Below are 11,193 nucleotides of genomic sequence, written 5' to 3' on the forward strand. Positions count from 1 at the left end.
CGCGACCGTATTTCGTCAACCGGCGGCCCGAGGGCGGCCATGCCTGGGATGAGGTGCCGGATTCGGTGTGGGCGGACACGCAGATGCTCATCGTCTGCTCACCGGACAATCCCACCGGGGACATCACCCCGAACGCAACGTGGCAGCGGCTGTTCGAACTGGCCGACCGGCATGGCTTCGTCATCGTGGCCGACGAGTGCTACAGCGAAATCTATTTCGATGAGTCGGCACCGCCCAAGGGGGCACTGCAGGTTGCGCATGAGCTGGGGCGGGGCGACTTTCGCAACCTGGCCGGCCCCCTGCGCGACTATACCGTTGACCCCACCGATCCGCCCAACCCCAACATCACCTCAGCGGTTCATATTCATCGGGGCGAGCCTACAGCCAACGGCCCTTTCCAGTACGCGCTGACGGTGACGATGAGGGGCGATCGCGACGGTCGCTTTGCGGGAGAATACACCCTCACGCCAGAACAACGGCAAGCGCTGGAAAGCGGCAATCTCTATCTTGATATTCACACCACGCGCAACCGGGCCGGCGAACTGCGCGGCGTGCTGCGTCCTTACTAGCTGCTGAGTGGAACGGGCGATCGCATCTATTCGCCTGACTTACTCAAGCTTCTTTTGACCAAAGTTCTCTCTCAAACGGAACTGTCTGCCCCCGCTTCCCAGTTGGTGAGGCGGGGCTTTTTCTTGTGCGGAACTTGGCACTGAAAATTGTAGACCTAATAAGTAAAGACCCTAAGAAATCTCACTGTCTGGGTTACGAGGTTTATGGTGAAACGAGTGATATTTCGAGCAATGCAAGCAAAGTGGGCAATCGCACTGGTGATGACAGCGGGACTGGGCGCGGCCATGGCCTGCACCACTTCCACGCCAGACGTAGAGGCTCCTGTCCCCGATGGGGTGCCGGACGATGTGGTGCTGAATCCGGTAGACGCGCCGCTGCGATCGCCGCTTGCAGACGACGCGCTCCGTCAGGCAGAAGCCGAGATGCAGCAGCGGATTCAGTCCGATCTGGACTTATTGGGCCTGGGCAAGATTGGCTCGGTGGGGTCGCCGATTTCCTCAGAACTGATTGCTTATCGACAAGCCTGGGCACAGACAGACCCGGACATTGCACCGTTTTTGGGAACCTGGGAAAAAGAGTGGGACATGATTCCGCACTACTTCATGACGGTATTTCCGTCGGCGGTGCCGGGGCGGGTGTGCCTAGTGCGCTACAGCAAGCAAGAAACCGTAACCGTGCCATTTGAGATATACAACACGCCGCTGGAGTTTTCGGTGGGGCAGGTGGTGGATGGGCAACTGCTAGCCAGCAATACCCAATCCGCGCGATCGCTCCTGCGGCAAGTGCCCGTGTCAGACTACGAAAGCGAGTTTCTGGCTACGGTCGAGCCGACGGGGAATATGCAGGTCTATGCCTCCCAGCGGCCGCCTGCGATCGCCCCAACCTGGCCCGCAGTGCTGATGGAGCAGTTTCGTGCGGCTGGGTGTCGGGGGTAAAGCGATGAAAAGGGCGATCGCCCTGCCTAAGCCTAAGCCTGGGTCTGCTGGGGCTGGTTGGCAGGCAGCTTCAGCGGAATCTCAAAGCAAAATTCTGATCCCTCAGCCGGAGATGAGTTGCATTTCAGCGTGCCCCCATGACGCTCGGTAATGATTTGGTGGCAAATTGATAGCCCCAGCCCGGTTCCGCGCCCCACCGGTTTGGTGGTGAAAAAGGGATTAAAGATCCGCTGCTGCACGTCCGTCGAAATGCCAATTCCATTGTCTGCGATGCACACCGAGACGCGATTCCCTTCGACCAGCCGGGTTCTAATCCAGATGGTGGGAATCTCGTCTTGTTCCTCTGGCAATAAATCCTTGGCCCAGTCCATGCAGTATGCCGGGGAATGATCCTGCCCAGCGGCACTGCGTGAACCATCCGCCTGTTCTCGCAGCGCCTCCAGAGCATCGATTGCGTTGCTCAAAAGGTTCATAAACACCTGGTTAATCTGTCCGGCGTAGCACTCGACAAGCGGCAGATCTCCGTATTCCCGAACAATGCGGATATCTGCTCGACTAGGAGTGCCCCGGAGGCGGCTATTGAGCAACAGCAGCGTACTGTCCAGCCCTTCATGTAGATCAACAGACTTTACCTCAGACTCATCCAACCGGGCAAACACACGGAGCGATCGCACGATTTCGCTAATCCGCTGCGTCCCTGCCTGCATCGACCCCAGCAGCTTAGGTAAATCCTCCTGGATAAATTCCAGCCCTAGATCCTCTGCCTTTTCACAAGCAGCAGGCAACTCAGGGACGTGTGACTGATAAAGGTGCAGCATTTCCAGAAGATGCTGTATATACTCTTTGGCGTGGAGCAAATTGGACTGAATAAAGCTCAGGGGATTGTTAATCTCGTGGGCCAGACCGGCCACAAGCTGCCCCAGGCTCGACATCTTTTCCGTTTGAATCAGTTGCGACTGAGTGGCCTTGAGGTCTCGCAGGGTTTGCTCAAGGTGGGCGTTGTTCTCTTCTAGCTCTTGGGTGCGCTGCCGGACTTGTTCTTCCAGGTTGCTGTTGGCACTCGCCAGGTCTGCCTCGCGCTGCTGCACCTGCTCTACCATCCGCTCAAAGCTGCTTGCCAGTTGGCTAATCTCATCTCGCACATAGCGACGATGAAACTGCGTCAGCGCCCGATCGTATTCGCCCTGGCTCATTTGCTCGGTGGCATCGGTCAGGTCGATAATCGGTCGTGTAAAAGAGCGAGCCAGCAGAACCACCAGCCCCAGCAGCAGTAGATAGGTGCTGCCAAAGGCGATTGCCAAGCTTTTGCGAATGTCTCGTTCAACACTTTGGATCTCGTCAGCCCGAAAATCGATCCCCAGCAGCCCAATCACCTGCCCTTCAGCATTTTTAATCGGGCCATAGGCAGAAATCCAGCTTCCCCAAGAGTCGGTGTAGGGCAAGAGCGTCAGCGTCACCTCCGAAAATCCCTGATAGAGGCGCGTTTTGTCCGGTGTGGCGAGGTAGGCTTCCCGAAAGCTTGTGGCGTTCTCCGGCTGGAAGACTCGCAGGCTGTCCCCAATCCAGAGCGCTTCGTAGGGTTTGGTTCCCTTCACCAGGGTATAGGGATTGGCCCGTGGCTCTACGTTGTGAATTCGGATCAGCCATTCTTGATGGCGCTGATAGAGGGGGTTTGAGGCGGGCACTGGCTCGCCCTGTGGCACAGGTAACTGGGAAAGCTGGGAAAACTCGGTCGCATCAACACCGGCGATCGCCCCGTCCAGCGTATTCACCATGTCCTGCCTTAGCCCCTCCCTCACCCGATTTAGAGCTTTGCTATAAAGCCAGCCGTATAACCCGACAAAAACCAGCCCACTGACCAGCGCAAAGCCCAACATGAGCTTGAACTGGAGGCTTATAAATGGATGGCGAGGCGGTGAAGTAGAGCAGCTAAAGCGGCCACTGCGAGGCAAAAAGTCTAAGGACATAACTAGCACACTCTCGATCCAGGTTAGGAAGGCCAGCGCTGGGATGTGCTGAATCTGGCGGTGGATCTCACTACTTAAGATTCCCGATTTTTCAATCGTTTAACAGAATAACCCGCGAAAAACCCTCGCTCTAGAGCATCTACTCGTTGTGATGTCCTGAGCCGCTAGCTTGTGGCAATGGCTCCCTTTCTCTGAGCAGTCCAAAAAAGGCAGGGGCCGGAGGGGCTAGGGGAAGGACGGCGACGAGGGGGCTGGCAGAACCGGGATTTCGACGGACTGAGTTTGTCGAGGGGGTTCGGGTATGTCGGAACTGGGTTTGGTTTTGTGGATGCTCTCTGAGAGAGGCGGCGCTTGCACAGGAGGGGGAGGTTCAGGCGGAGCAGGCTCAGACGAAAAGCGGGAAGGAGCCGGGGGCTGTGAAATTTGAGGAGGTGGCTCCACGGGCACTGTATCTGGAGCGGCCCAGGCCGGTTCCTCGACTGGGGGAAGACCTGACGGATCGGCAAACTCTTCTGGAATTTGGCGGCGGGTCTGGATTGGAGGAGACTCTTGAAACTGTCGTTCTCGGATCGGTGCTGTATGAGATGGCGCTTCGGGTCGCACCTCTTCCGAAAAAGCTTCTGGGGAATACCGCCTGACCGGGTCATCTCCCACCCAGCCTTCGATCGGCGGAAAGGATTGCTCATTATTCACGAACGGATCGAGCAGCGCCGGTGGCTCTCCGGCATGAGGATTTTGAGAGTGGTGACGGATAGCCCAGCCCAAGGCCGCACCCCCCAGCCCGGCAACCACAGAGGTTAGCAGCAGCGACGCGATTAGCCAGCCCTGTCTGCCCTTGCCAGACGATGGGGGCGCAGAGGTTGGCGAAACGATAATCGTTGTTTTTGGCTTTCCCCCTGCTGTGTTGGCGATCGCCCCCTGAGGTAGCTTTTGGGGCGGCTTCTGGGATGTTGCCTGAGTCGTTTCTTGGAGCGTTGTCTGAGTCGTTGTCTGAGTCGTTGCCTGAGTCGTTTCTTGAAGCGTTGCCTGAGATGATTCCGGGGGCGACGGGTTGCTATGGCTGCTGGCCCCGCTGCCGTTCATCTCTACATCGATGCGGTCGGATGGGGTAATGGAATTGGAGCCAGAGTCGTTGGGTGGAGTCATAGGCGGAGTTGTGGGGAGGATCACTGCGGATTGTTGGGTAGGCATTTCCAGAGGATAGACATGGATTGCTTGTGAAGGACAGCCGCCGTGTTGTTTAGAATACTTCACCATTCCCAACCATCCTACCGTGATCGGGATGCTCCTATGTCTACAGCGATTTACAGCGGTTTGCAGCGCTAGCGCTGGGGAAATTGGCGAGCCAAGAGATGCTCTGCCTGTTGGCGCAGGGTCTCTGGGTCGCCCTGCAACTCGCCATCCAGCGTCGCCGCCAACAGCCTATCTAGCATGGGTTTGAACTGCTTGCCGGGTTTGTATCCAAGGCGCTTGAGGTCGTTGCCGTCGAGGGGCGGCTTTACCTGCGACCAGACGGTGAGATAGTGCCAGATTAGGCGGCGGCGGGGGCGCGGGCTGCGAACTGTTAGCAGGGCCAGCGTGGGCAGGTCATAGGCGGCGAAGTGGCGCACGATCTGGCTGGGACGCAGCGGTTCGGCAGAGTGGTGCATTGACTGCTCAAAGTCATCCAGGGCAGTTTCAACGGCGTGCAGGCTGGCGAGGCGCTGGATGCTGTCGGCAGGAAGCTGGAGTCCAGCGGCGATGCGCTCGCGGACGCTAGACGGATCGTTGGGTGCAGCAGGTTCCGGTGCGTCTGTGGGGGCATCGGGGGGCAGGTGGGCGATCGCCACTTCTAGCAGCAGCAGCCAGTGTTCTAGCCGATGATCGGGGTCAAACCGGGTCAGCCAGCGATCGCCCAGGCGCAGTTGCCGCCACAGTTCTGCGTCCAGCGTCAGGGCGGGGTGCAGGCAGCGCAGCGCGTCCAGGTCAGCCAGTTGCCGAATTGCCGCTTTCCAGTAGGGCGCTTCCAGGATGAACTTGAGTTCGCGCCGTAGCCGGGTTTGCAGCGCTGGGGCCCGGTTCATTTCTTCTTGAATGCGGAAATAGACCCCACTGGCGATCGCATGGCGAATTTGCGCCTCCGTTTGCGGGTCGAGGGTGAACCCCAGGCGCACAGCAAAGCGCACCGCTCGATAGATGCGGGTGGGGTCTTCGATAAAGCTGTTGGCGTGGAGGACTCGAATCTGGCGATCGCGCAAATCCAAAATGCCGCCAAAGAAGTCGAGCAGTTCTCCCCGGCGTGGTTGGGTCAGGCGAATTGCCATTGCGTTGATGGTGAAATCGCGGCGATAGAGATCCTGGCGAATTGAGCTGGCTTCGACTTCGGGATTGGCTGCTGGATAGGGATAAAATTCGGTGCGGGCGGTGGCGATGTCGATCCAGAGCGAGCCAAGCTGGGGATGGTGATGCCAGGTGAGGGCGGCGGTTTGAAACTTGCCGTGAACCTGGAGGCGGGCTTCGGGGTGCTGCTGCTGGAGCGATCGCGCCAGTTCTACACCTGCTGCTTGGTCGGCCGCCTGGTGAAAGCCGTCTACCACTAGGTCAATGTCTGGCAACAGCAGCGGCCCGTCGGTTTGCAGCAGCAAATCGCGCACCGACCCACCTACCATGTATAGCTGCCAGCCTCGCGCTGCGGCTAGGTCGGCCGTGTCTCGCAAAACGTCCCACAGGGCGGGCACGAGGCGATCGCCCAGCATCTCCCAAATCGCCTCCGGCAGCGGACACAGGCCGCCGCGCCTGGTTGTGCTATTCAGCGCCTCGGCTTCCCGCTGCTGCCACACCTGCCGCAGCACGTCCGTCCGCGTCACAATGCCCACTAGGCGATCGTCCTCCAGCACGGGCAGTCGCCCAATGTCGTAGGTCACCATGAGTGATTCGATTTCTGGCAGCGGCGTACTGGGGGTGATGGTTTTCACATTCGTCGTCATGTAGCCCTTCACCGGGGCGTGCCCAAAGCCGTGGTGAAAGGCAATGTCCAGGTCGCGGCGAGAAATCACACCCACTAGCCGATCCTGCTCGTCTACCACCGACAGACCAGAATGCCCGTAGCGCAACAGAATTCGCTGGGCTTCGGCAATGGTGACATCGGGACGAATGGTGCGGACGGGGGACGACATCAGGCTGCGGGCCGTGGGCGGGGTTGGAATTGCAGTGCGTAGCCGCTGCACCAGTTCCGTTAGCGTGGCTTGAGGATCGCCCGTTCGCAGCGTTACCGCCGCTGCCGTGGGATGCCCCCCGCCACCCAGCGGCTTGAACAGGGCCCCCAGGTCTGCCACTGCGCCGCGACTGCGCCCGATCACCGTCAGACGGGACTCGTTCAGGCGTGCTTCCGACCCGCCCGATTCAACTTGGCCATACTGCGCCGCCAGCAGCAGCATGTCGCTTTCCGTCAGCGTGGTCAGGTGGCTGGCCAGGCTGGACAGGCCGGGAATATAGTCTGCCGTGGGCAGCAGCACCCACGCCAATCGATAGCCCTGCACGGTTTCGGTGTGGAGCTGATCGAGGGCGATCGCCAGCAAGTCTTGAAGCTGGGGCGACAGACCCGGTTCCACATAGGCGGCGATCGCCTGCACGGTCGCACCCTCCTGCATCAGCCAGGTGAGCGCCGCCGCATCGCGCACGGTGGTATGGTCATAGGTCAGCGACCCCGTATCGACATGAATCCCCAGCGCCATCACCGTTGCTTCCGCAGGCGTGAGGCGAATTTGGCGCTGCTGCAAAGCTTCCGCAATCAGCGTCGTGGTTGCCCCGACAGCTTCGATCTGCTGCGTTTTGGCAGGAATGTCGCCGCCGCCCTCTGGATGATGGTCGTAAACGGTGATTTCTACCGGGAGATCTAGCCATTCCGCTGCTTTGCCGAGGCGATCGCGCCATTGTGTGTCTACTACGGCGATCGCCCGAATATTTTGCGGGTTCACGGCCCGCCGCTCGATCAGCGCATACTCATCCCGGTGCAGTGCCAAAAATTCCTTGACCGCAGGATGACTGCCCCCGGTCAGCACAATCCTCGCCCCCGCCCACAGCCGCGACAGCCCGACCGCCGCACCCAGCGTGTCGAAATCAGCCGTGGTATGGCAGAGGATGAGATCCATGAGGGTTCAATTTCTGATAGCTTTACTACTGGGGCTATTGGGGCACGGGGTTTGCTTCTAGTCTGCCTTATAACATTTCATCTTTAGCTGTGTTGGGAGGAAACGCGATGTCCATTTTGTTCCAGCTTGCGCTTGCCGCTCTGGTCTTGCTGTCGTTTGTGATGGTGGTGGGAGTGCCTGTGGCCTACGCTTCGCCCCGCAACTGGGATCAGTCCAAGCAGCTTCTATTCCTGGGTTCCTTTGCCTGGGTGGCGCTGGTGATTGTGGTCGGTGTGCTGAATTATTTCGTGGTATAGAAACCAAGTCTGGTAAATTCATGGCCGTTTTTGAGGGAACGTTTACCCAAACCGAGTCGTTGCGCTTTGCCATCGTGATTGGGCGGTTCAACGATTTAGTGACGGGTAAGCTGCTGGAGGGCTGTCAGGACTGCCTGAAGCGCCACGGCATTGATCCAGATCCGCAGGGCACTCAGGTCGATTATGCCTGGGTGCCAGGTTCTTTTGAGATTCCGCAGGTGGCGCGGCAACTGGCGCTAACTCGCCGTTATGACGCGATCATCTGCATCGGCGCAGTCATAAAAGGGCAAACGCCGCATTTTGACTATGTAGCAGGCGAGGTGTCGAAGGGCATCGCGGCTGCCTCGTTTCAAACGGGGGTGCCGGTTGTGTTTGGCGTGTTGACGACGGACTCGATGCAGCAAGCGCTGGAGCGAGCGGGCATCAAGAGCAATAAGGGTTGGGATTACGCCATGAGCGCGATCGAGATGGCGACGCTGATGCGCCAGATCCGCACGGCAAATCCTGATCTGGGCAACGGGCTACCAGGGGCAAACAACCCACAGTTGCCGTCGCCGCTGAAGAGTGCGATCGCCCCGACCGATCCCGACGGGTTCTAGGGCGCGTTTTAAAACCCTTCGATCCCCCCTAGCCCTCCTTAAAAAGTGGGGAACCGAACCGAGCTACTCCGGAAGTCCCCCTTTTTTCTAGCGAAGCGGCGCGTAAGCGCGGGGATTTAGGGGGATCGACTGAAGGCAATCAACGGCCTAGAAAGTTTTAAGACACTGCCTAGCGTTTGTGAACCGCTAAAACTCTCCCCAAATCTTCACCTCTGGCTCCAGCGCAATGTCCCAACGCTGGAACACTTTTTCCTGGACATGGCGAATCACGCGGTACACGTCACTGGCAGTGGCGTTGCCCAGGTTCACAATGAAGTTCGCGTGCATGGGCGACACCTGCGCCCCGCCAATCTGGAAGCCCTTTAGCCCGGTTTGTTCGATCAACCAGCCCGACGTGCGCGGTTCGGGGTTGCGAAAGACGCTGCCGCAACTGGGCAAATGGTAGGGCTGGGTGGCGTGGCGGCGCTCCTGGCAGGTGCGGGTTTCAGCCGTCACCACCGCAGCGCCCGCACCAGGGCAAAGCTGGAAGGTTGCCTGCGTCACCAAACGGCTGGTGTCGCCTTGAAGAATGGACGTGCGATAGCGAAAGCCTAGATCCGCTGGCGAGAGTTCCTGCGTTTCACCCGTTTGCGTCACCAGCTGAGCCTTTACCAAAATATCGGCGGTGCAAGCCTGGTGTGCGCCCGCGTTCATGGCTACTGCGCCGCCAACGGTGCCGGGGATGCCCACGGCCCACTCCAGCCCCGCCCAGCCTCGATCCGCTGCTTTCCAGGCCAGACGGGCGATCGGCTCTCCCGCGGCCGCCGTCAGCCGTCCAGTTTCTTCATCAAACTGGGTCAGGCGCAGATGGCGCGTACAAATGACCAATCCTGGCAAGCCGCGATCGCTCACCAGCAGGTTGGACCCCAGCCCCAGCAGCGTGAGGGGCAGCCCTTCCGCCGTTGCCCAGGCAAAGCATGCCCGCAAATCCTCCACGGTGCGCGGCGAGACAAACCATTCCGCTGGCCCACCGACTCGGTAAGATGTGAACCCGGCCAGAGAGACCATCGGGCGAACCGCACAGGTCGCACCAATGGGCGTGAAGGGAACGCGAGGCTCAAAACTGGGCTGAGGGACTGGGTTGGCCAATGTCATAACCTGAGGAAACGCAGTGCAGACGCTAGAGCGCACAAGACTCCGAGTCAAGACCCCAGGCCAAGACCCCGGGACAAGACTCCGAGCGCGGCAGAACAGCAGACGGCTTCTTGCTGCACCGTCCTGATCATGCCGCTTTTCAGTTTAAACCCGGATTGAACCGGGCCCAAAGCACCCCTGCGAGAATCTGCGCCAGACGCGCCCAGCACTGACCCTAGCATCGACCCCAGAACTGACCGCTGTGCTGCTGGAAGACGACCGTTTTAGGCAGACTGAGTAGAGCTTCAAGCAGACTTCTAGGCAGACTGATAGCTTGCCAGCGCGGTCTGGGCTTCCAGGGTTTGATGGGCAGACACCAGTTCTGGAATGATCCGGTTTAGGTTGCCTGCACCCAGGAACAGCGCCAAGTCCCCTGGCTTGAGGGCGCGGGTCAGGAAGGCGGACACGTCATTCAGCGTGGGCTGGTAAATGACGTTGGGATGGTGCTGGGCGATCGCCGCTGCCAGGTCTTCGCCCGTGATGCCGCTGGGGTTGGCTTCGCCTGCGCTGTAAATGTCGGTGGTGATCACCAAATCGGCATCGCCAAACGACCGAGAGAATTCCTCCAGAAATACCTGTGTGCGGCTATAGCGGTGGGGCTGGAAGATCGCCACGACACGCCGCTGCTCATTGGCAAATGACTCGACCCGCAGCCGCGCCGCCGCCAGCGTCACCTGAATTTCGCTGGGATGGTGGGCGTAGTCGTCGATAAAGAGGATTTCGTTGGCTTCGCCGCGCAGCTCGAACCGACGACGAGCCCCCTGAAAGCTCTTGAGAATCGTGGCGATTTGGTCAAATTCCAGGTTGAGATGGCGACCCACGGCGATCGCCGCCAGGGCATTGCTCAGGTTGTGGCGACCCAGCACCGTCAGCTTCAGCGTACCCAGCAGCGTGCCCCGCTCCCACACGCGGGCCGTCGTCCCTGCGGCTCCATACATCACCTGATCCACCGTATAATCAGCCCCCGAAGCAGGGTTGAGGCTATAGCTAATATGGGGCGGCACTTCCGCCCGCAGCAGGTCACAATCCCAGCAGCCCACTAGCACCTTGCAGTTATCCGCAAAGGCTTGGAAGGTTTTGACCACTTCATCCACCGTGGCATAGTGGTCGGGATGATCTAGCTCGATGTTAGTAATTACACCAATTTCAGCCGCTAGCTTCACCAGCGACCCATCCGACTCGTCTGCTTCGGCCACCAGATACTCGCCCTGCCCCAGTCGCGCATTGCCCTCCCAGGCGCTGACCTCACCCCCGACCACAATGGTTGGGTCACTCCCTGCCCGCAGCAGCAGATAGCCAATCATGCTGCTGGTGGTGGTTTTGCCGTGGGTGCCCGCAACAGCGATGCCGCGATATTCCTGCATCAGCGCCGCCAGCAGGTCAGAACGATGAAAAATCGGACAGCCCAAGTCTAGTGCTGCCCGGTATTCAGAATTATTGGGGTTAATAGCGGTTGAGCAAATAACCTGCGGCAAGAGTTGGGAACTAGGGGCGGGATTCGGGGCGATCGCCCCACGAGCCAC

General features: G+C 59.4%; 9 protein-coding genes. 4 read left to right on the forward strand and 5 right to left on the reverse strand.

Translation table 11 applies throughout. From position 1 onward, the window contains the following. Positions 1 to 569, forward strand: a 569-nt coding sequence (locus IGS51_RS00250; protein ID WP_297074761.1) for an aminotransferase class I/II-fold pyridoxal phosphate-dependent enzyme, incomplete at its 5' end; no start/stop codon positions are given. 231 nt (positions 570 to 800) lie between these two features. Beyond that, the gene (locus IGS51_RS00255; protein ID WP_297074762.1) at positions 801 to 1,505 is read left to right on the forward strand and encodes a hypothetical protein; all 705 of its coding nucleotides are present in this window, start codon (positions 801 to 803) and stop codon (positions 1,503 to 1,505) included. A 32-nt stretch (positions 1,506 to 1,537) separates the two neighbouring features. Here the strand turns inward: IGS51_RS00255 and IGS51_RS00260 are convergent, their stop codons facing one another. From IGS51_RS00260 to IGS51_RS00270, 3 genes are all read right to left on the reverse strand, one after another. Then, the gene (locus IGS51_RS00260) at positions 1,538 to 3,472 is read right to left on the reverse strand and encodes an ATP-binding protein (RefSeq protein ID WP_297074764.1); all 1,935 of its coding nucleotides are present in this window, start codon (positions 3,470 to 3,472) and stop codon (positions 1,538 to 1,540) included. Between the two features lie 225 nt (positions 3,473 to 3,697). Continuing rightward, entirely contained in the window at positions 3,698 to 4,618 is a 921-nt protein-coding gene (locus tag IGS51_RS00265) for a hypothetical protein (RefSeq protein WP_297074765.1), read from the reverse strand. 176 nt (positions 4,619 to 4,794) lie between these two features. Beyond that, positions 4,795 to 7,602, reverse strand: a complete 2,808-nt coding sequence (locus tag IGS51_RS00270; protein ID WP_297074767.1) for a CBS domain-containing protein — start codon at positions 7,600 to 7,602, stop codon at positions 4,795 to 4,797. A gap of 107 nt (positions 7,603 to 7,709) precedes the next feature. Between IGS51_RS00270 and psbZ the strand changes: the two genes are divergently transcribed. Both psbZ and ribH read left to right on the forward strand, forming a co-directional pair. Continuing rightward, positions 7,710 to 7,898, forward strand: a complete 189-nt coding sequence (psbZ, locus tag IGS51_RS00275) for a photosystem II reaction center protein PsbZ (RefSeq protein WP_068508879.1) — start codon at positions 7,710 to 7,712, stop codon at positions 7,896 to 7,898. A gap of 20 nt (positions 7,899 to 7,918) precedes the next feature. Continuing rightward, on the forward strand, positions 7,919 to 8,497 hold the full coding sequence (gene ribH / locus IGS51_RS00280) for a 6,7-dimethyl-8-ribityllumazine synthase (protein WP_277772212.1): 579 nt from the start codon (positions 7,919 to 7,921) through the stop codon (positions 8,495 to 8,497). Between the two features lie 186 nt (positions 8,498 to 8,683). Here ribH and murB read toward each other — a convergent pair whose 3' ends face one another. Together murB and murC are read right to left on the reverse strand one after the other, a co-directional pair. Next, positions 8,684 to 9,631 (reverse strand): UDP-N-acetylmuramate dehydrogenase, encoded by a 948-nt coding sequence (gene murB / locus IGS51_RS00285; RefSeq protein WP_297074769.1) that lies wholly within the window; start codon positions 9,629 to 9,631, stop codon positions 8,684 to 8,686. A 296-nt stretch (positions 9,632 to 9,927) separates the two neighbouring features. Beyond that, positions 9,928 to 11,193, reverse strand: a 1,266-nt coding sequence (gene murC, locus IGS51_RS00290; protein WP_297074770.1) for a UDP-N-acetylmuramate--L-alanine ligase, incomplete at its 5' end; no start/stop codon positions are given.

The sequence above is a fragment of the Thermoleptolyngbya sp. M55_K2018_002 genome, from assembly GCF_015295965.1.
In the GTDB taxonomy this organism is placed as follows: domain Bacteria; phylum Cyanobacteriota; class Cyanobacteriia; order Elainellales; family Elainellaceae; genus Thermoleptolyngbya; species Thermoleptolyngbya sichuanensis.

Excerpts from the sequence above, each read along its gene's own strand:
- psbZ (WP_068508879.1), top strand. The coding sequence starts at position 7,710 with ATGTCCATTTTGTTCCAGCTTGCGCTTGCCGCTCTGGTCTTGCTGTCG.
- IGS51_RS00255 (WP_297074762.1), top strand. The coding sequence starts at position 801 with ATGCAAGCAAAGTGGGCAATCGCACTGGTGATGACAGCGGGACTGGGC.
- ribH (WP_277772212.1), top strand. The coding sequence starts at position 7,919 with ATGGCCGTTTTTGAGGGAACGTTTACCCAAACCGAGTCGTTGCGCTTT.
- IGS51_RS00265 (WP_297074765.1), bottom strand. The coding sequence starts at position 4,618 with ATGACTCCACCCAACGACTCTGGCTCCAATTCCATTACCCCATCCGAC.
- IGS51_RS00270 (WP_297074767.1), bottom strand. The coding sequence starts at position 7,602 with ATGGATCTCATCCTCTGCCATACCACGGCTGATTTCGACACGCTGGGT.
- murB (WP_297074769.1), bottom strand. The coding sequence starts at position 9,631 with ATGACATTGGCCAACCCAGTCCCTCAGCCCAGTTTTGAGCCTCGCGTT.
- IGS51_RS00260 (WP_297074764.1), bottom strand. The coding sequence starts at position 3,472 with ATGTCCTTAGACTTTTTGCCTCGCAGTGGCCGCTTTAGCTGCTCTACT.